This window comes from Heyndrickxia shackletonii, from assembly GCF_001420715.1.
In the GTDB taxonomy this organism is placed as follows: domain Bacteria; phylum Bacillota; class Bacilli; order Bacillales; family Bacillaceae_C; genus Margalitia; species Margalitia shackletonii.
In genome coordinates this window covers 407,194-427,908 of the sequence record NZ_LJJC01000006.1, presented here as the reverse complement: position 1 = coordinate 427,908, position 20,715 = coordinate 407,194, and the positions used below count along the sequence as shown (strand labels likewise).

The window sequence follows — 20,715 nt, the reverse complement described above, 5'->3', positions numbered from 1 at the left end:
AGTGTTTGATATAGCTCATCATTTAAAACATTGACGTTTTGTTCTGTTTAGTTTTCAAAGACCAATCATCTTAACGACTTTAATAGTTTATCACAGATAATCTATTTAGTCAAATGTTTTTAAAATATTATTTTTGAAGCATTTTGTTGTTTTTTTAAACCAACGAATATTATTCTATCAACTTTTTCTATGAAATGCAATACTTTTTTAGAATAAAAAAGGAGATAATTAAACTATCTCCTCAATACAGATATCTCTTCTTTTCTCCAAATCAATAATATCACTGCTGTTTAACATTTTTATTAACGGTCTTGTTAAAGCTGAACTTTTTGTAAACATAATTTCGCCTAATTGATTATTCGATAATTTCACCTTTGTTCCGATAACTAAATGAACGGAAATCATATTTAGTAAAACATTTATTACAGATATGTCAAATTGTCCAAAGCAATCAGAGATTAATATTTCAATCGCCTTAAATACTGATACATTTTCATGGTATAACCGATCACTTATAAGAGCATGAAATACATCTGCAACTGCCACAATTCTGGATAGGGAATGAATTTTATTTCCTTTCAATTTCAGCGGATAGCCGGATCCATCCAGACGTTCATGATGTTGAAAAATGGCCAGCTTCGTTTCAGATTTCAATAAAGGAGTATTTTGCACCATTTTAAGGCTTTGAACAACATGCTCCTGCACCTCATTCATCTCGCCACTTATCAGAGTGCTTTTTTTCTTAATAATATATGGTGAAACCTTTGACATACCAGCATTAGCCAAGCAACCAGCTAATGCTGCCTGAAAATATTCCCCTTTGGAATAGTTCATTTTTTTAGCTATTATCCCGCTGAGAATTCCTACAGCTATAGAATGATGATAAATATAATCTTCTTTATTAGAATAATGATGGAGCGATAAAATCTGTCTATTCACATCATCCTCTATTTTTTCAAGCAAAGGATATAAATATTCTTTTACATTTGCAACATTAATCACTGCTCCTGATTGCCAATTTTTAAAATCAGTTTTATATTTTAGGACCGCTTCATTATATTGTTCTTGAAAGGAAGATTTGAGTTTATTTTTCACTGTACTCTCTGTTGATAGTTTCTGTTCACTATTTTGTGTCTTCAAACTCGTTCCATCAGCCATTTTATTTTCAACATTCACTTCATTTATTTTAAAGGCTAATAAAATATTAATATAATTTTTGTCTATTATTGTTTTCTTCGGAATAATAGGGAAGCTAGTCATTCCCATAACATCTTCCTCAAGGATACAACCTTCTCTTAGACTTTCTACCTTTATTTTCATAACCTTCCCCCTGGTGCAAATGTCAGAACTTTCCCTAATTATATATTTTACCAAAAAAGAGACATCAAAACGATGCCTCTTTTAAAATTATTCATTGCTATCTTCCAGTTTTTCTTCCGGTTCTTCTGTTTCTTCTTCTGATTCTTTTTCTACTTTTGCAACCGTTGCAACATATTCATCTTCTCCAAGTTTTATTAACTTGACACCTTGTGTATTTCTTCCAAGAAGAGAAATATCACTAACAGCCATTCTGATTAAGACCCCGCCAGCCGTAATAAGCATTAAATCTTCTTCACCAGTAACTGTTTTAACTGAGACAAGTGAGCCGTTCTTCTCGGTAATATTACATGTTTTAATTCCTTTTCCGCCACGGCTTTGGATGCGATATTCAGACGCAGGTGTACGCTTTCCATATCCGTTTAAGGTTACAATGAGAACCTCATTATTTTCATCTAAGATTTCCATTCCAACGACATCATCTTCACCAGACAATGTAATACCTTTTACCCCAGTTGCAGTTCTTCCCATTGAACGTACATCCGTTTCCGGAAAGCGAATAAGCATACCATTTTTTGTACCGATAATAATATCTTTATTTCCATCTGTTAGTTTAACAGAAATTAACTCATCTTCTTCGCGTAGATGAATCGCAATTAAGCCATTGGTTCGAATATTAGCAAAATCAGATAATGGTGTACGTTTTGATATTCCCTTTTTCGTTGTAAAGAATAAATATGAATCCTCTACGAATTCTTCTACTCGAATGATTGTATTGATCCATTCATCCTTCTCAATTCCCAATAGGTTAATGATTGGTAGTCCCTTCGCTGTACGGCTATACTCAGGAATTTCGTAGCCTTTGGCTCTATAGACCTTCCCTTTATTGGTGAAGAATAGAATCGTATCGTGAGTAGAAGTAGTTAGAAGATGTTCAACAAAGTCATCTTCATTTGTTCCCATCCCTTGTACACCTCTGCCGCCTCGTTTTTGGCTGCGATATGTTGAAATTGGCAAACGTTTAATATAGCCATTATGAGTTAATGTCACTACTATATTTTCTTGAGGAATCAAATCTTCATCTTCAATTTGCTCAATTCCGCCGGAAACAATTTCCGTTCTTCTTGTATCATTAAATCGTTCTTTAATTTCCAGCAACTCTTCACGGATAATATGAAGAACCTTTTCCTCATCCGCTAAGATTGCTTTCAATTCAGCAATTAGTTTAATTAATTCTTGATATTCTTCTTCTATTTTTTCACGTTCTAATCCTGTTAAACGTTGGAGTCGCATATCAAGAATTGCTTGTGCTTGCTTTTCAGATAATGAAAATTGCTCCATTAAACCATTTCTTGCTATATCCGTTGTTTGTGATGAACGAATTAAGCTAATAATTTCATCTATATGATCTAAAGCAATTCTTAATCCTTCTAAAATATGGGCGCGTGCTTCCGCTTTTTTTAATTCAAATTCTGTTCTGCGTCGAATGATAACCTTTTGATGCTCTAAATAATGATATAGACATTCTTTTAAATTTAATACTTTAGGCTGACCCTTAACTAGTGCTAGAAGGTTAATTCCAAAAGTAGTTTGTAACGCAGTATGCTTAAATAAATTATTTAGCAGTACATTTGCGTTTGCATCTTTACGAACTTCAATTACAACGCGCATCCCTGTCCGATCGGATTCGTCACGTAAATCTGTAATCCCATCAATTTTCTTATCTCTTACTAACTCAGCAATTCTTTCTACTAATTTAGCTTTATTAACTTGATAAGGAATTTCCTTAACGATGATCATTTCTTTTCCGCTTGCTTTTTGCTCAATTTCAACGCGGGCTCTTAACGTGATCGAACCTTTTCCTGTTTCATAGGCTCTGCGTATACCGCTTCTTCCTACAATTAATCCGGCTGTAGGAAAATCTGGACCTGGGATATATTCCATTAGCTCCTGAATAGTGATATCAGGTTCCTTACTTAATGCAAGTACACCATCAATGACCTCACCAAGTTGATGAGGTGGGATATTTGTTGCCATCCCTACGGCGATACCAGATGTACCATTGACTAATAAATTTGGAAATCTAGAAGGCAAGACTACTGGCTCTTTTTCTGAACCATCATAGTTATCCTGATAATCTATTGTGTCTTTATTAATATCACGGAGCAGTTCCATAGATATTTTTGACATACGGGCTTCTGTATAACGCATCGCTGCTGCGGAGTCTCCGTCTACAGAACCGAAGTTGCCGTGTCCATCAACAAGCATATAACGATAGCTAAAATCTTGGGCCATACGAACCATTGTTTCATAAACAGCAGAATCACCATGTGGATGATACTTTCCGATTACTTCACCAACGATACGGGCTGACTTTTTATAAGCCTTATCGGATGTCATTCCTAAATCATTCATTGCATAAAGAATTCTGCGATGCACAGGCTTTAATCCGTCACGTACGTCTGGAAGTGCACGAGCAACAATAACACTCATCGCATAATCTAGGAAGGAAGTACGCATTTCTTTACTTATATTTACTTCTTTTATATTTGCATTCGGTGTTTCAGCCAAGCTAGAGAACCTCCTTTAAGAGAATCAAGCAATCAGCATTAACTGATTGCTTTATTTAAAATAATAAGAAGTATAATTTTATTTCGTGAGATTCGCCTTTGACTAGCCCCATTGCCTATCGGATAGGAAATAACCAAGGCGCTTGCAAATTTCTTATTATCAAAATTAGATGTCTAGATTTTTTACATAGATGGCATTTTCTTCGATAAAATTTCGACGTGGTTCTACCTTATCTCCCATAAGCATTTCAAATGTTTCATCCGCTTCAATAGCATCTTCGAGATTTACTTGCAATAAAGTTCGATTGGAAGGATCCATCGTTGTTTCCCAAAGCTGTTCTGGATTCATTTCTCCGAGACCTTTGTATCTTTGAATTCCCGGCTTAGGCTGCTGAGGCATTTGGCTTAAGGCAACCTCAAGCTCACGATCGCTGTATACATATTCCACTCTTTTTCCTTGGGAAATTTTATATAAAGGCGGTTGGGCAATATAAACATATCCCGCTTCTAAAATTTGTCTCATATAACGATAGAAAAAGGTTAATAATAAGGTTCTTATATGTGCGCCGTCCACATCGGCATCAGTCATGATAACCACTTTATGATAACGTGCCTTTGAAATTTCAAAATCTTCACTAATGCCTGTACCCAGTGCCGTAATGATGGTACGAATTTCATTATTGGATAAAATTTTATCTAAACGAGCCTTTTCAACGTTTAAAATTTTACCTCTTAACGGCAAAATCGCCTGAAAATGTCTATCCCTGCCTTGTTTTGCAGACCCGCCTGCAGAATCACCCTCTACTATAAATAACTCACTAATTTGTGGGTCCCTAGATGAACAGTCAGCTAGTTTACCTGGCAAACTTGAAACCTCTAGTGCGCTTTTACGACGGGTTAATTCACGGGCTTTTTTGGCAGCCAATCGTGCTCGGGCAGCCATTAATCCTTTTTCAACAATTTTTCTTGCAACGGTAGGGTTTTCAAGCATGAATTTTTCAAAGTGCTCAGAGAATACTGCATCTGTAATAGTTCTTGCTTCCGAGTTTCCAAGCTTTGTTTTCGTTTGACCTTCAAACTGCGGGTCAGGATGTTTGATGGAAACAATCGCAGTTAATCCTTCACGAACATCTTCACCTGAAAGATTAGAATCGTTTTCCTTTATCAAACCATTTTTTCTGGCATAGTCATTTATCACCCTTGTTAAAGCAGTTTTAAATCCAAATTCATGTGTACCGCCTTCATAAGTATGGATATTATTTGTGAAGGAGTAAATATTCCCTGTGAAGCCATCGTTGTATTGAATGGAAACTTCTACTAAAACTCCATCCTTTTCCCCTTCAACATAAATTGGATCCTCGTGAAGGACTTCCTTCGATCTATTTAAATGTTCAACGTAAGATTTAATACCGCCTTCATAATGGAATTCTTGTTTCTTAGGCGGTTCTACCCTCATATCCTCAATGGTAATTTTGATTCCTCTATTTAAAAACGCTAGTTCGCGTATACGTGTAGCTAAAATGTCATATTCATACTCAGTTGTTTCTGTAAATATTTCCGGATCTGGCTTAAAACGAGTTGTGGTTCCGGTATGATCGGTTTCCCCTACAATTTTCAAATCAAAGCAAGGTACTCCACGTTCATACTTCTGGTAATGGATTTTCCCATCGCGATGAACATAGACTTCCATTTCGCTTGATAGGGCATTCACTACCGAAGCACCAACCCCATGTAAACCTCCGGAAACCTTATATCCGCCGCCGCCAAATTTACCGCCTGCATGCAGGACTGTATGGATAACCTCAACGGCTGGACGGCCCATTTTCTCATGGATCCCAACAGGAATACCACGTCCATTATCAATTACTTTGATACTATTGTCTTTCTCGATAATAACATCAATTTGATCACAAAAACCGGCTAAAGCCTCGTCAATACTATTATCCACAATTTCCCATACAAGATGATGAAGCCCTTTTGAACTCGTTGATCCAATATACATACCAGGGCGTTTTCTAACTGCTTCTAATCCCTCAAGAACTTGTATCTGATTCTCATCATATGATTGATTTTGCAATTGTTCTTGTTCCATTGGCAATGAATTTCACCTACACTTCCTAATAAATAAACTGCTAAAAGGTCAATAAAAAATCTATTTATAAGTCCGCACTATAATTCAATTAAAAAAAGATGAATAAAATATATAATGTATTTTTAAGAAATCTGCTGATTCTCGTATTTTGTACGTTTATTAAGCGTACTTGAGGCTAATGGTGAGAGATATACTTGATGACAGGTAATAATAATAGATTTGAATTCACCCTTTGATAAATTGATAATTTCCTTCGTTCTTGTTTGCAAAAATTCTTGCGTAATGGGGGAATCTTGTACCGATTCTTTATCAAGGATAGCAATTATTTCATTGCTCCCGACCAACACATCTTCACCTATATGAATATACACATTTCCACCTCATTTTCCGCTGGAAATACAACCCTCTGTAACAAAAAAGGTTGATGCTTCTTTTAAAGTTTGATGATCAATTCCCTCAATGCTTGTTGTTGTAACAAACGTTTGGACCCTTCCTTGAATCGTGTTTAACAAATGAGATTGTCTGTAATCATCTAATTCAGAAAGTACATCATCTAAAAGAAGAATAGGATATTCACCAATCTCAGAGTGAATTAACTCTATTTCAGCCAGTTTTAAAGATAACGCAGTTGTACGCTGTTGACCTTGAGAGCCAAATGTTTGTACATCGCGATCGTTTACATTAAAGGTCATATCATCCCTGTGAGGCCCAACTAAGGTTACACCACGTTCAATCTCCCTATTTCGGATTGAGGAAAATTTTTCCTCATATATCTTTATCATGGTTGACGAATCCAGCTCTTCTGATACATCTAATGAGGGTTTATAGTTAATTTTTAGCGATTCTAGTCCTCTAGAAATACCAGTGTGAATAGGACTTGCCCATTCCTGCAGCATTTTAATAAAGTCAAACCTTTTTATAATAATTTTTACAGCAATTTGAATGAATTGTTCTGTTAGAACATCCAACATCGTTTCGTCCGTTTGTTTTTTTATTTGAAGTTGTTTCAAATAATGGTTTCGCTGCTGTAATATTTTTTGATATTGGCCAATATCGTGTAAATAAACAGGAGAAACCTGACCAATTTCCATATCAATAAAACGCCGCCTTACTTGAGGGCTCCCTTTTACAAGATTTAAATCCTCAGGAGCAAACATGACGACATTCATATTTCCTATATATTGACTTAGCTTCCGTTGCTCAATATGGTTAAACTTTGCCTTTTTTCCCTTTTTGGAAATAATCAGCTCTAACGGAAAAGAACCGCTTCCTTTTTTTATCCTCCCATTTATTTTAGCATATTCCGCGTCCCAACGTATCAAATCTTTATCATTTGTTGTCCGGTGGGATTTGGCCATTGCTAAAACATAAAGGGATTCCATTACATTCGTTTTCCCTTGAGCATTTTCCCCGAGAATGACATTTACTTTATCTTGAAACTCAATTGAAAGCTTTTCATAATTGCGATAATTACGTAACTCCAGTTCCTCTATATACATTTCGTAACATCCTTTATTCCATGTACGGATAATAATATGGACGATCAGAACTTGGCCTATTTTATTTAGTTATCATAAACTGGCCAATTCCCGGTATCTCTACCTTATCACCTTCGACCAGCTTTTTTCCTCTTCTTTGGTCCTGTATTCCGTTCACATATACTTCGTATTCACTTAAAAACCATTTCGCCATTCCACCACTTTGAATAACATCGGCTAATTTAAGAAATTGCCCTAAAGTAATGAATTCCGTTTCAATTTTTACATTTTTATCCAAATTATTCAACATCCTCATCTAAGTATCTAATTTATAATTTTACTAAATATTTTTAATGAATACAAAGCATCTTTACATGTAAGAATTTTCATATTCGAAAAAATAGACGTTATCCACATGTTAATAACTTTTTTCAAAAGAACTTTTACCTAAAGGAGCCTATTTACGGGTGAAAAATGGACGGAGGGGGAGTAAAAAATAAATCGGTGAGCTTAAATGTTCACCGATTTATCCTTTATTAAATTTAATACGTTCTTACTGGCAGGATAAGCTGTATAATGGATTCGTCATTCATCGGATGGATGATAAACGGACGCATTGCACCTGTAAAATTAATTTTTATTTCAAGTCCTTCAAGCGCTTTAAGTGCATCCATCATATATTTAGCACTAAAGGAAATTTTCAAATCTTCTCCCTCGATTGAATTACTTTGAACTTGTTCCACTACTTTACCAACTTCAGGAGTATTGGAAGATATTTCAATAACACCTGAGGAAAGGGTAGAAAGTTTAACCACATTAGGGTTACGGCCCTCTCTGGCAAGCAATGAAGCACGATCAATTGCTTGTAAAAATTCTTTTGTGTTAATAATTAATTCCGTCTTACTTTCAGAAGGAATTAATCGGGAAGTATCTGGATAATTTCCTTCCAATAATCGTGAAAAGAACAATAGATGTTTTGCTTTAAATAAGATTTGATTTTGAGTAATAACAATTTCAACCGGTTCATTTGTATCATCTAAAATCTTACTTAATTCATTTAAACTTTTTCCAGGAATAACGATGTTGTATTGTAAATCACCAGTTGTTTCTACCTCTGCGCTTCGTTTTGCCAACCGATGACTATCTGTTGCAATACAAGAAATTTTATTACCTTCTAGTTGCCAGTTTACACCTGTCAAGATTGGGCGTGTTTCTGAAGCAGACACAGCAAATACAGTTTGGCGTATAACATTTTTTAATATATCGGTTGGAATTCTAATAATATTTTCTTCAGATATTTGCGGTAAGTGTGGATATTCCTCTGGATCCAGTCCATTTAAGTTGAATTCTGCTTTACCTGAACGAATAACTGTTTGAAATTGATTAATAACTTCCATTTCGACAGTATCCATTGGCAGTTTTTTGACAATTTCACCGAAAAACTTTGCCTGCAAAACAATTCCACCAGTAGAATGAATCTCTACTAATTCATCTCCATCTTCTTCTTTCGGTATAAAAGATTCGATGGAAACATCTGAATCACTTCCTGTTAAAGTTACACCTTCATTTGTTGCCACAATTTTTATACCAGTCAAAATTGGAATAGTAGTTCTTGTACTAATTGCTTTCATAACGTCTTGTACACTTTGAATAAGACGATCTCGTTGAATTGAAAATTTCATTATTCAGCCCCCGGATTATTATTAATAATTCTTTTAAAAAACCGTAGTAATAGTAATAGGGGATGTGGATTTGTGGATAACGTCAAATTTGAAAGGAAAGAAAGTCTATCCACATGTGGATAGACTGTGTATATCTTTAGTAATGTTATTCACAATATCCCCTAAAGAAAAAACATTAGCTTTTTAGGATACTTTGAATTTCTTCAATTTTTTTCTGTAATTGTCCGTCACTTTGGATCATTTTAGATATTTTTTCGTGAGCATGGATTACAGTAGTATGGTCTCTGCCTCCAAATTCCTCTCCGATTTTAGGAAGAGAAAAATCTGTTAGTTCTCTGGCCAAATACATTGCAATTTGCCGAGGGAATGCTACAGATTGTGTTCGTTTTTTCGCTTTGAAATCTTCCAGCTTTACATTATACTGTTCCCCGACCTTTTTTTGAATATCTAGTATCGTAATAACCTTTGGTTTGGAGCTAGGAATAATATCCTTTAATGCTTCAGCTGCTAAATCTGCATTGATATCCTTATTAATTAAAGAGGAATAAGCAACAACGCGTATTAATGCACCTTCAAGCTCACGAATATTGGAATCAATTTGATTAGCTATATAGAGCATTACTTCATTTGGAATATCAAGACCATCTGCTTTCGCTTTTTTACGAAGGATGGCAATTCTTGTCTCTAAATCAGGCGGTGTAATATCTGTAATTAGACCCCATTCAAATCGTGATCTAAGGCGATCCTCAAGTGTCGGTATTTCCTTTGGAGGTCTATCACTGGAAATCACAATTTGCTTGCTTTCCTCATGTAATGCATTAAAAGTATGGAAAAATTCCTCTTGAGTTGATTCTTTTCCTGCAAGGAATTGAATATCATCTATTAATAGAATATCAACGTTACGGTATTTATTCCGGAAATACTCTGCCTTGTTATCTCGAATAGAATTAATAAATTCATTTGTAAACTTTTCAGATGAGAGATACACAACCTTCGCTGTAGGATTATGTTCAATAACATAATGGCCAATAGCGTGCATTAAATGGGTTTTCCCTAATCCTACACCACCATAAATAAAAAAAGGATTATATGCTTTTGCCGGAGCTTCAGCAACTGCTAAAGAGGCAGCATGTGCAAAACGATTTCCGGATCCAATGACAAATGTGTCAAATGTATACTTTGGATTCAGCATATTTTGGTTTGATTCAGTGGGTTCTTCATTTATTAATTTCTTTTGCTTAGAAATAGGAATTTGGAAATCTTGATCCTCTTGGTTTTGCGGAATAATAAATTTTACAGAAAGCTCTTCACCAGTAATATCATATAGAACTCCTGAAATTAGAGGTACATATCTTCCTTCAAGCCAATCCCTGGCAAAGTCATTTGGTACAGAGACAATAAATGTATCACCCTTTAATGAATGAGCCTTCGTTGATTTTAGCCAAGTTTCAAAACTAGGCTTACTGATCTTTTCTTCAATAATCGACAATGCTTTATTCCAAAGATCAGTTATATTTTCCAACACCATACCCTCCCTTAACTACTAATTTTGTTATTACAATGCTTGCATGGCCTGTCTCATGTAAATCTACTTTTCTTATTTCTTATCGAACGTAACACTGTTTTATTATAAAAATAATAGATTAATAATTATGCAACTGTATTCATTGTGGAAAAACATATAATAAGGAAAGAAAAACAGATTTCGACATTATTCACTGTTTGTGGACAAGTTTATTCAAGCGTTGTATATAAACTATCCACAAGTTATTCACATCTGTGGATAAATGTATTTTAATAAAAGATGTATTCAGAGTAAAAACACATTTATCATATCAAATAATGATTGATGGCGCAATGCTATTTGTAAATTATCCACAACACCAAGACTATGTGGAAAAAATTTATTAACAAGAAAATAATTTGTTCAAAACATGTCAATAAATGTTGTGGATAAGAAAAAATGTCGAAAATTTTATCCACAACACTATTGTTTTACGAAAAAAGGGATAAAATTTGGTAATGGAACAACCAGTTGACAATTGCTCTACTTCATCTTTATAATTGTAAGGACTGTCTTTTACTGAAATAAATGTTATCCTCGAAGGAGGTGTCATAGAATGAAAAGAACATATCAACCAAATGCACGTAAAAGAAGCAAAGTTCACGGATTCCGTGCACGAATGAGCTCAAAAAATGGACGTAAAGTCTTAGCTAGCCGTCGTCGTAAAGGAAGAAAAGTATTATCAGCTTAGACCACTGAAACGTCTCAGTGGTTTTTTTTTAAATAAAAAACGAAAAGCGGAAGCGCCTTGATCATCGACGTACAAACTGTAGGGCTTCTACTGAGATAAAGGAAACACAGGGAGGTAGTCCACGAGCTGATGTTGACTTATCGTAGGGAGGAGACCGGAAGTTTGCAAGTCGATAGGCGCTGAAGCTAGACAAAACGAAAAGCGGAAGTGTAATTTCCTTTGAAATGCAGGTGATGAAAATGAACAAAGCGCATCGGATAAAAAAGAACATAGAGTTTCAATATGTGTTTAAAAAAGGAAAATCATTTGCTAATAGGCAATTTGTTATTTACATATTAAAGAAGGAAAATCAAAAAAACTTCCGAATAGGTTTATCAGTAAGTAAAAAAATTGGCAAGGCAGTAAAACGAGTTGAAATAAAGAGATATATTCGCCAGGCATTTCACGAGATGTACCCATACATAGAGAGCGAATATGATTATGTGATTATCGCTAGGAAACCAGCGGCCGAAATGAATTTCCATGAAGTGAAAAAAAGCTTAGAACATGTACTAAAAATAGCAAAAGTAATTAAGGGAGAATATTTTAAGAAAAATAGGGGGGAACTGTTGGATTGAAGAAGAAATTATTCCTTGCAGCTTTACTTATCGGGTTAATTTCAGTTTTAGCAGGGTGTACAGAATTTAATAAGGATATCACTCCAGAGAGTAAGGGGCTCTGGAATGAGTATATTGTTTATCCGTTATCCCTGCTTATTATAAAGGTAGCCCATTTATTTGGAAATAGCTTTGGATTATCGATTATTGTTGTTACTATTTTAATTCGTCTTGTTATTTTACCTTTAATGATTAAGCAAACGAAAAGCTCTAAAGCAATGCAAATTCTTCAACCAGAATTACAGGAATTAAGAAAAAAGTATAGTTCAAAGGATGCCACAACACAACAAAAGCTCCAGCAAGAAACCATGCAGCTTTTTCAAAAGTATAAGGTCAACCCTTTAGCTGGATGTCTGCCATTGGTTATTCAAATGCCTATTTTATACGGATTTTATCATGCTATTAATCGTACACCTGATATTAGGGATTCTTCTTTCCTTTGGTTTGATTTAGGAGCAAATGATTATGTATTGGCTATTCTGGCAGGTATCACCACTTTTATTCAGCAAAAGATCATGATGGCCGGACCGCAAACTCAAAATCCTCAAATGGCGGTTATGTTGTGGGTAATGCCTGTCATGATTATTGTAATAGCTTGGAATCTTCCATCGGCATTGCCATTGTATTGGATTGTCGGGAACATTTTTATGATCATTCAGACCTATTTTATAAAAGGTCCAGAAATGAAAAAGGAAGTAGCGACTATTGGGAAATCGGGGGGAGCTAAAAGGTGAAAGAAGTTACTGCTACAGGACAAAGTGTCGAAGAAGCAGTCGAGTCAGCTCTTAGAGAATTAAACACAACAAAAGATCGCATTCATGTCCGTGTCATTGATGAAGGAAAAAAAGGGTTATTTGGATTATTTGGTGCAAAACCGGCTACTGTACATGTTCAAGTGAAACCGGATCCGATTGAAGAGGCAAAAAAATATTTGCTTGCTGTAACAAAGGAATTAGGAGTCCATCCAAAGATAGAGGTTGTACAAGATGGACGATTAGTTGAATTTAAATTATCTGGAGAGAAAATGGCCTTGCTTATTGGAAAAAGGGGGCAGACATTAAATTCTCTTCAATATTTAACCCAGCTTGTTTCAAACCGATATACAAATCAATATTTTACGATTACCTTAAATGTGGAGGATTATCGTGAAAGGCGCGAACAGGCACTTATTCAACTGGCCGGGAAGTTATCTTACAAAGCGCTTCGTACAAAACGCCCAATAAAATTAGAACCAATGCCTTCATTTGAAAGGAAAATTATTCATAGCCATTTAGCAAATAATGATCAAATAGAAACCTATTCTGAAGGTGTTGAGCCGAACAGATATCTGGTTATATCTCCAAAGTAAAAAGCTCTTTGCTGCTTGGGCAGCATAGAGCTTTTTTTTGTACCATAAAACTGGTAGGTTTCTACATCTTGCGTCGAAGCCCTCCTGTTTGTACGTCGATGAACAGACGTTTCCGCTTTTCGTATAGATTTATTGTTATTCACATGTGGATAAGTTAAAATAGAAATCATTGAATTCTTTTTTTGTGGATAAATACGAACGCACTCCATTCTTTAAATATATAGGTATAAAATTCTTTTGAAATGAGGTGAAGGTGAATGGAGCTAGATACAATTACAGCTATATCGACTCCGATGGGAGAAGGAGCTATTGCAATTGTTCGGTTAAGCGGTGATGATGCCATCATGATCGCTGATAAAGTATTTAGAGGTGTTAACGGAAAAAGGCTTAAGGATGTTCCTTCCCATACTATCCATTACGGTCACATAGTGGATTCGAGAACAGATGAAGTAATTGAAGAAGTCATGGTCAGTGTGATGCGGGCACCAAAAACCTTTACAAGGGAAAATGTAGTGGAAATTAATTGTCATGGCGGCCTTGTGTCTGTAAATCGGGTTTTACAACTAATATTATATTCTGGTGCAAGACTTGCAGAACCAGGTGAGTTTACGAAGAGAGCCTTTTTAAATGGACGGATTGATTTATCACAGGCTGAGGCAGTAATGGACTTAATAAGAGCGAAGACCGATCGGGCAATGAATGTGGCCATTGGGCAAATGGAAGGAAGATTATCAAAGCTCATTAAAAAGCTGCGTCAAGAAATATTAGAAGTAGTCGCACATGTAGAGGTTAATATCGACTATCCGGAGTATGATGATGTAGAAGAAATGACACACAAAATGTTAAAGGAAAAAGCACATTATATTCGGGACGAGTTAAAAAAATTATTACAAACTTCCCATCAGGGGAAAATATTGCGAGAAGGGCTTTCTACTGTTATTATTGGTAGGCCAAATGTAGGGAAGTCATCCTTATTAAATAGTTTTGTTCAGGAAAATAAAGCAATTGTAACGGATATTCCCGGTACAACACGTGATGTGATAGAAGAGTATGTAAATGTACGTGGTGTCCCGCTCCGATTAGTGGATACAGCTGGAATTCGCGAAACAGAGGATATTGTAGAGCGAATTGGTGTAGAGCGATCCAGAAAAGTGTTAAAAGAGGCCGATTTAATTCTCCTCGTCTTAAATTTCGCGGATGAATTAACAAAAGAGGATGAGCAGCTTTTTGAAGCCGTTCAAGGGATGGACGTTATTGTTATTATTAATAAGACAGATTTAGAGCAAAAGATAGATATGGAAAAGGTAAAGGAACTTGCAAAGGACCATAGGATTGTTACTACATCCTTATTAGAGGATAAGGGTGTGGATGAGCTGGAAGAGGCAATTGCTGCTATGTATTTTCAAGGATCTATCGAAGCACAGGATATGACCTATGTTTCTAACAGTCGTCACATTGCGTTAATTAGCCAGGCACTACAAGCTATTGAAGATGTAATCAATGGAATCGAAATCGGAACTCCAATTGATATTATTCAAATTGATTTAACACGTACATGGGATTTACTTGGTGAAATAATAGGCGATAGTGTTCAAGATGGCTTAATAAATCAGCTTTTTTCACAATTTTGTTTAGGAAAATAGAGATGGATGATGTAAGGAGGGAAATCCATTATGCAACAGTATGAAGCAGGACAATATGATGTCATTGTCGTCGGTGCCGGACATGCAGGATGTGAAGCGGGATTAGCATCTGCAAGAATTGGCGCCAAAACATTAATGATTACGATTAATCTTGACATGGTTGCCTATATGCCTTGTAACCCATCGATTGGCGGACCTGCCAAAGGTGTCGTCGTAAGAGAAATCGATGCATTAGGCGGCGAAATGGGAAGAAATATTGATAAAACATATATTCAAATGAGAATGTTAAATACAGGTAAAGGCCCAGCGGTTCAAGCATTACGCGCCCAAGCGGATAAGCATCAATATCAACACGAAATGAAAAAAACATTAGAGAATGAACCAAATCTAACATTAATGCAAGGTATGGTTGAAGAATTAGTGGTGGAAGATGGTGCTTGTAAAGGGGTTATCACCAAAACTGGTGCTGTATACCGTTCTAACACTGTTGTTCTTACAACTGGTACATTCTTACGCGGTGAGATTATTATCGGCGACTTGAAATATTCCAGTGGTCCAAATAATCAACAACCTTCGATAAAATTATCGGAAAACCTTGAAAGCCTAGGATTTGATCTTGTTCGTTTTAAAACTGGAACACCTCCAAGGGTTAACAGCCATACGATTGATTATAGTAAAACAGAGATTCAACCTGGTGATGAGGAACCTAGAGCGTTCAGCTATGAAACAACAAAGTATATAACAGATCAATTGCCTTGCTGGCTGACCTATACGAATGAACATACCCATCAAATTATAGATGCAAATCTTCATCGCTCTCCGATGTTTTCAGGTATGGTGAAAGGTACAGGTGCACGCTATTGTCCATCCATTGAAGATAAAGTTGTCCGTTTTAGCGATAAACCAAGGCATCAAATTTTCCTAGAACCGGAAGGCCGTAATACAGAGGAAGTATATGTCCAAGGCTTATCAACTAGTTTACCGGAAGAGGTTCAACATAAAATCTTGGCAACTGTTCCAGGGCTTGAAAATGCACAAATGATGAGAGCGGGATATGCGATTGAGTACGATGCAGTTATTCCATCACAACTATGGCCAACTTTAGAAACAAAAGCTGTTCAAAATCTTTTTACTGCAGGTCAAATCAACGGTACATCAGGATATGAAGAAGCGGCTGGTCAAGGAATAATGGCTGGAATTAATGCGGCAAGGAAGGCATTAGGAAAAGAAGGAATTATTTTAAGCAGATCAGATGCTTATATTGGGGTATTATTAGACGATTTAGTAACAAAAGGCACAAATGAACCATATCGATTATTAACATCGAGGGCCGAGTATCGATTACTGCTTCGTCATGATAATGCAGATTTGCGATTAACGGAAATTGGATATAAAGTAGGACTCATTTCCGAGGAAAGATATCAAAAATTCTTGGCGAAAAAAGAGGCGATTGAGGAAGAAAAAGAACGCCTTCGCTCGATTATTATCAAACCAAATGAAGAGACACAAAGCCTTATCCGTGAAGTGGGAGGCAGCGAATTAAAGGACGGTATTCGTGCATCAGACCTTCTGAAGCGCCCGGAAATGAATTATCAGCATATAAAAATGCTCGTTCCTTCTGAAAAAGAGTTACCGAAGGAAATAGAGGAACAAGTAGAAATTCAAATCAAGTATGAAGGTTATATTGAGAAATCATTACAGCAAGTGGAACGCTTGAAGAAGCTGGAGGATAAGAAAATACCGGAAAATATTGATTATGATGATATCAATGGTATTGCTACAGAAGCACGTCAAAAGCTCAATAAAATACGACCAATCTCCATTGCACAGGCTTCCAGAATATCCGGAGTGAACCCTTCTGATATTTCTATTTTATTGGTTTATATCGAACACGGAAAAATTGCAAAGGTATCAGGAGATAACGAATAAGGAATGATTCATACATGAATGTGGAACAATTTGTTCAAAAACTAGAGGAAAAGGGGATTTCCCTTTCCTCCAATCAATTACACCAATTTGAACGTTATTTTGAGTTATTAGTGGAATGGAACGAAAAAATGAATTTAACGGCTATTACAGATAAGGAAGATGTATATTTAAAACATTTTTTCGATTCTATTTCTGCTGCCTTTTTTGTCAATCTAAATCAGCCCATTCATCTATGTGATGTAGGTGCTGGAGCAGGTTTCCCGAGTATTCCTTTAAAAATTTGCTTCCCGGATTTAAAGGTTTCTATTGTAGATTCTTTACAAAAGCGAATTACGTTTTTAGACAATCTAGCAAAGGAATTAAAACTAGAGCATACCTTTTTTTATCATGACAGGGCTGAAACCTTTGCAAAAAATAAGGAACATCGTGAAAAATATGATATGGTTACTGCAAGAGCAGTTGCCAGAATGTCGGTTCTCTGTGAACTATGTTTACCTTTGGTTAAGGTAGGTGGAACATTTGTTGCGATGAAAGCAGCAAATGCTAAGGAGGAACTGGAGACTGCACAGAAAGGCATTAAAATTCTTGGCGGAAAGCTGCAAGAGGTCCATTCCTTTACGTTACCGTTCGAGGAAAGTGAGCGGAACATTATTATCGTAAAAAAAGATAAATCGACACCAACAAAGTATCCTCGTAAACCAGGGACACCTAATAAACTTCCCTTGGAATAATAGTGGTGGGTACATAGTACGATAGAAGTTTCATATTATGTTGGAAAAACTCGAAAAATATCCCGCGAAAATGCAGGAACTTGTCTTATAATAGAGAATAAGTAGGTAGGGAGTTTCTTAAAGGTGGTGTAGGAAAATGAAGCATCCTTTTTCTCGTTTTTTTGGTGTAAGCGAAAAGGAAGAAGAAGTAGAGATAGAATTTGAGACGGAAATAGAAAATGATAAAGAGGAAGTTCGAAAAATTCCTATCTCAAATATTGTTCCTAATCGATTCCAGCCAAGGACGATTTTTAACGAGGAAAAAATTCAGGAATTAGCACGTACCATTCATACTCATGGCATTATTCAACCGATAGTTGTACGTGAATACGAGCCTGAGCAATTCGAAATTATTGCTGGTGAGCGCAGATTCAGAGCAATGCAATTGCTTGAATGGGATACAGTTCCAGCAATCGTAAAAAATTTGAATGATACCGAAACAGCTTCCGTTGCTTTAATCGAAAATTTACAACGCGAAGAACTTTCGCCGATTGAAGAAGCAATCGCATATGGGAAGCTTTTGGATCTACATAATCTAACTCAGGAAGCATTAGCGCAAAGACTTGGCAAAGGGCAATCGACAGTTGCCAATAAGCTGCGTCTATTAAAGCTCCCACAAGAAATTCAAGATGCATTATTACAAAAGTTAATTACAGAAAGACATGCAAGAGCACTTATTCCTTTAAAAGACCCAGAAAAACAAATACGGGTATTAAACGATATTATTGCCAAAAATTTAAATGTAAAGCAAACGGAGGATGCTGTCGTAAGGCTACTAAATAAGCCAGAGAAAAAACCAAAGCCGAGAAGACAAGCCTTCAGTAAAGATATGAGAATTGCAGTTAATACCATTCGTCAATCATTATCAATGGTGACTGATAACGGAATAAAGCTTGATTCAGAAGAAGAAGAGTTTGATGAATTTTATCAAATAACCATAAAGATCCCAAAAAGTAATAAATAAATTTATCAGATTAGTAGAAGCTTATGATGTAAGTTTCTCTTTTTTTTTACATGAATATTAGGTCTATTTATCTCCGCAAACACGTACCTTTAGGGTCTAATTCTTAAATAATTTTAAAAATATGAATTTGGAAATATATTTTTTTCACGAAAAACGAACTATTAGAGGAAATTTTGTTAAAATAGATAATATGATTGTAATTTAATAGGAAGTTGAAGGTAGGTGACATCCGTTGGGCAAAATTATTTCCGTTGCCAACCAAAAAGGTGGCGTTGGTAAGACGACTACCTCTGTCAACCTAGGTGCCTGCTTAGCATACATCGGGAAGAAAGTATTACTTGTAGATACAGATCCACAAGGCAATGCAACGAGTGGGGCAGGTATTGATAAGGGTGATGTCCAGCAATGTATTTATGATGTTCTAGTGGACGATGTTGAAATAAAAGACGTAGTAAAACCGACAGCAGTAGAAGGATTGTTTTCTGTGCCTGCAACTATTCAATTAGCCGGTGCGGAAATTGAATTAGTTCCGACCATTTCAAGAGAAGTTCGCTTAAAACGTGCCTTAGCAGAGGTAAAAGATGATTATGATTTCATCATTATTGATTGTCCTCCATCATTAGGTCTATTAACAATAAACGCTTTAACAGCCTCTGATACTGTTTTGATTCCTGTTCAATGTGAATATTATGCACTTGAAGGTTTAAGCCAGCTTTTAAGTACAGTACGCCTTGTACAAAAGCATTTAAATCACGATTTAATGATTGAAGGTGTGCTTCTAACAATGTTAGATGCCAGAACTAACTTAGGAATTCAAGTAATAGAAGAGGTTAAAAAATATTTTCAAGATAAAGTTTATCGAACTATAATTCCTCGTAATGTTCGTTTAAGTGAAGCACCTAGCCATGGTGAACCAATTATAGTGTATGATCCTAAATCAAGGGGAGCAGAAGTCTACTTAGATTTGGCAAAGGAAGTGGCGATGAATGGCTAAAGGACTTGGAAAAGGAATTAATGCATTATTTGCGAATGTTAATGTCGAAAATGATGATGCTGTTCAAGAAGTAAAATTGAAAGAGCTAAGGCCAAATCCGTATCAGCCTCGAAAAATATTTCAGCCGGAGGCAATTGAAGAATTAAAAGAATCGATTCTACAACATGGAATTTTACAGCCAATCATCGTAAGAAAAAGCATTAAGGGCTATGAAATTGTTGTAGGTGAAAGACGGTACCGTGCTGCAAAAGAAGCAAAATTGGATAAAGTTCCAGTTGTCGTACGTGATCTCGATGAACAACAAATGATGGAACTTGCTGTTTTGGAGAATTTACAGCGGGAGGATTTGACTCCAATTGAAGAAGCAACTGCCTATCATACACTAATGGAGCGTCTAAATCTTACACAAGAGCAATTAGCAAAACGTCTTGGTAAAAGCAGACCTCATATTGCGAATCACTTAAGGCTGTTAGTTCTCCCTAAGAAGATACAAGATCTTATTTCAAATGGCGAGATATCGATGGGGCATGGCCGAGCTCTTCTAGGATTAAAGAATAAGGACAAGCTTCATGCAGTAGTAGAAGAAGTTATAAAGAACGGATTAAATGTTCGCCAGCTAGAAAAATTGGTACAGCAGATAAATGAAAATGTTTCACGTGAAACAAAGAAACCAAAGGCAGAAAAAAACATTTTCATTCGGGAACAAGAAACATTTTTAAGAGAAAGATTTGGAACAACTGTTACCATTAAACAGTCAAAGAAAAAGGGCAAAATTGAAATTGAATTTTTTTCACAAGATGACCTGCAAAGAATTCTAGATTTATTAGACAACTCAAATGAAAAAGAAACCATCTAACGGATGGTTTCTTTCTGTATCAAAGGCTCTTTTCTAAAACATTGTTGCTTTTGTCAAAAAATCTTATAAACTTCTTCAGTCGTCTTAAGAATGGGTATCCTTTTTAAGAAAAGGTGCCCCGAAACTAATCTAATTTAAGATTTAAAATAAATTAAACAATT

General features: G+C 35.8%; 18 protein-coding genes. 10 read left to right on the top strand and 8 right to left on the bottom strand.

The genetic code is table 11. The annotated features are described in order from the left end of the window. Positions 1-228: 228 nt before the first annotated feature. From AN964_RS20345 to dnaA, 8 genes are all read right to left on the bottom strand, one after another. Positions 229-1,320 (bottom strand): HD-GYP domain-containing protein, encoded by a 1,092-nt coding sequence (locus AN964_RS20345; protein ID WP_055741642.1) that lies wholly within the window; start codon positions 1,318-1,320, stop codon positions 229-231. An 87-nt stretch (positions 1,321-1,407) separates the two neighbouring features. Continuing rightward, positions 1,408-3,888, bottom strand: coding sequence for a DNA gyrase subunit A (gyrA, locus tag AN964_RS20340; protein ID WP_055741641.1), 2,481 nt, complete (start codon positions 3,886-3,888; stop codon positions 1,408-1,410). Between the two features lie 165 nt (positions 3,889-4,053). Next, the gene (gene gyrB, locus AN964_RS20335) at positions 4,054-5,979 is read right to left on the bottom strand and encodes a DNA topoisomerase (ATP-hydrolyzing) subunit B (protein ID WP_055741887.1); all 1,926 of its coding nucleotides are present in this window, start codon (positions 5,977-5,979) and stop codon (positions 4,054-4,056) included. A gap of 122 nt (positions 5,980-6,101) precedes the next feature. Further along, positions 6,102-6,350, bottom strand: a complete 249-nt coding sequence (remB, locus tag AN964_RS20330; RefSeq protein ID WP_055741640.1) for an extracellular matrix regulator RemB — start codon at positions 6,348-6,350, stop codon at positions 6,102-6,104. 9 nt (positions 6,351-6,359) lie between these two features. Beyond that, on the bottom strand, positions 6,360-7,478 hold the full coding sequence (recF, locus tag AN964_RS20325) for a DNA replication/repair protein RecF (protein WP_055741639.1): 1,119 nt from the start codon (positions 7,476-7,478) through the stop codon (positions 6,360-6,362). A 61-nt stretch (positions 7,479-7,539) separates the two neighbouring features. Next, complete coding sequence (gene yaaA / locus AN964_RS20320) at positions 7,540-7,767, bottom strand: S4 domain-containing protein YaaA (RefSeq protein WP_437177121.1); 228 nt, start codon at positions 7,765-7,767, stop codon at positions 7,540-7,542. Between the two features lie 232 nt (positions 7,768-7,999). After that, positions 8,000-9,139, bottom strand: a complete 1,140-nt coding sequence (dnaN, locus tag AN964_RS20315; RefSeq protein ID WP_055741637.1) for a DNA polymerase III subunit beta — start codon at positions 9,137-9,139, stop codon at positions 8,000-8,002. 175 nt (positions 9,140-9,314) lie between these two features. Next, entirely contained in the window at positions 9,315-10,661 is a 1,347-nt protein-coding gene (gene dnaA, locus AN964_RS20310) for a chromosomal replication initiator protein DnaA (protein WP_055741636.1), read from the bottom strand. 598 nt (positions 10,662-11,259) lie between these two features. Here dnaA and rpmH point away from each other — a divergent pair. From rpmH to AN964_RS20260, 10 genes are all read left to right on the top strand, one after another. Next, complete coding sequence (gene rpmH / locus AN964_RS20305) at positions 11,260-11,394, top strand: 50S ribosomal protein L34 (protein ID WP_055741635.1); 135 nt, start codon at positions 11,260-11,262, stop codon at positions 11,392-11,394. 239 nt (positions 11,395-11,633) lie between these two features. Next, positions 11,634-12,011, top strand: coding sequence for a ribonuclease P protein component (gene rnpA / locus AN964_RS20300; protein ID WP_055741634.1), 378 nt, complete (start codon positions 11,634-11,636; stop codon positions 12,009-12,011). Beyond that, positions 12,008-12,784: a YidC family membrane integrase SpoIIIJ gene (gene spoIIIJ / locus AN964_RS20295; protein ID WP_055741633.1), complete on the top strand. Its 777-nt coding sequence runs from the start codon at positions 12,008-12,010 to the stop codon at positions 12,782-12,784. Before rnpA ends, spoIIIJ begins: the two co-directional genes overlap by 4 nt. Continuing rightward, a complete protein-coding gene (gene jag / locus AN964_RS20290) occupies positions 12,781-13,398 on the top strand; it encodes an RNA-binding cell elongation regulator Jag/EloR (protein WP_055741632.1) in 618 nt (205 codons plus the stop codon). The genes spoIIIJ and jag overlap by 4 nt, the downstream gene beginning before the upstream one ends. 257 nt (positions 13,399-13,655) lie before the next feature. Next, positions 13,656-15,041 (top strand): tRNA uridine-5-carboxymethylaminomethyl(34) synthesis GTPase MnmE, encoded by a 1,386-nt coding sequence (mnmE, locus tag AN964_RS20285; protein ID WP_055741631.1) that lies wholly within the window; start codon positions 13,656-13,658, stop codon positions 15,039-15,041. A 30-nt stretch (positions 15,042-15,071) separates the two neighbouring features. Beyond that, complete coding sequence (gene mnmG / locus AN964_RS20280) at positions 15,072-16,970, top strand: tRNA uridine-5-carboxymethylaminomethyl(34) synthesis enzyme MnmG (RefSeq protein WP_055741630.1); 1,899 nt, start codon at positions 15,072-15,074, stop codon at positions 16,968-16,970. Positions 16,971-16,984: 14 nt separating this feature from the next. Continuing rightward, positions 16,985-17,701 carry a 16S rRNA (guanine(527)-N(7))-methyltransferase RsmG gene (gene rsmG / locus AN964_RS20275; protein ID WP_055741629.1) on the top strand — a complete coding sequence of 239 codons (717 nt, stop codon included), beginning with the start codon at positions 16,985-16,987 and terminating at the stop codon, positions 17,699-17,701. A gap of 136 nt (positions 17,702-17,837) precedes the next feature. Next, positions 17,838-18,704 (top strand): nucleoid occlusion protein, encoded by an 867-nt coding sequence (gene noc / locus AN964_RS20270; RefSeq protein WP_055741628.1) that lies wholly within the window; start codon positions 17,838-17,840, stop codon positions 18,702-18,704. Positions 18,705-18,936: 232 nt separating this feature from the next. Continuing rightward, positions 18,937-19,698: a ParA family protein gene (locus AN964_RS20265; RefSeq protein ID WP_055741627.1), complete on the top strand. Its 762-nt coding sequence runs from the start codon at positions 18,937-18,939 to the stop codon at positions 19,696-19,698. Continuing rightward, on the top strand, positions 19,691-20,554 hold the full coding sequence (locus tag AN964_RS20260) for a ParB/RepB/Spo0J family partition protein (RefSeq protein WP_055741626.1): 864 nt from the start codon (positions 19,691-19,693) through the stop codon (positions 20,552-20,554). The genes AN964_RS20265 and AN964_RS20260 overlap by 8 nt, the downstream gene beginning before the upstream one ends. Positions 20,555-20,715: the final 161 nt, after the last annotated feature.

Bases quoted from the DNA above. Each gene is read 5' to 3' on its own strand.
- AN964_RS20345 (WP_055741642.1), bottom strand. From the start codon at position 1,320: ATGAAAATAAAGGTAGAAAGTCTAAGAGAAGGTTGTATCCTTGAGGAA.
- gyrB (WP_055741887.1), bottom strand. From the start codon at position 5,979: ATGGAACAAGAACAATTGCAAAATCAATCATATGATGAGAATCAGATA.
- recF (WP_055741639.1), bottom strand. From the start codon at position 7,478: ATGTATATAGAGGAACTGGAGTTACGTAATTATCGCAATTATGAAAAG.
- yaaA (WP_437177121.1), bottom strand. From the start codon at position 7,767: ATGTTGAATAATTTGGATAAAAATGTAAAAATTGAAACGGAATTCATT.
- dnaN (WP_055741637.1), bottom strand. From the start codon at position 9,139: ATGAAATTTTCAATTCAACGAGATCGTCTTATTCAAAGTGTACAAGAC.
- rpmH (WP_055741635.1), top strand. From the start codon at position 11,260: ATGAAAAGAACATATCAACCAAATGCACGTAAAAGAAGCAAAGTTCAC.
- rnpA (WP_055741634.1), top strand. From the start codon at position 11,634: ATGAACAAAGCGCATCGGATAAAAAAGAACATAGAGTTTCAATATGTG.
- mnmE (WP_055741631.1), top strand. From the start codon at position 13,656: ATGGAGCTAGATACAATTACAGCTATATCGACTCCGATGGGAGAAGGA.
- mnmG (WP_055741630.1), top strand. From the start codon at position 15,072: ATGCAACAGTATGAAGCAGGACAATATGATGTCATTGTCGTCGGTGCC.
- rsmG (WP_055741629.1), top strand. From the start codon at position 16,985: ATGAATGTGGAACAATTTGTTCAAAAACTAGAGGAAAAGGGGATTTCC.
- noc (WP_055741628.1), top strand. From the start codon at position 17,838: ATGAAGCATCCTTTTTCTCGTTTTTTTGGTGTAAGCGAAAAGGAAGAA.
- AN964_RS20260 (WP_055741626.1), top strand. From the start codon at position 19,691: ATGGCTAAAGGACTTGGAAAAGGAATTAATGCATTATTTGCGAATGTT.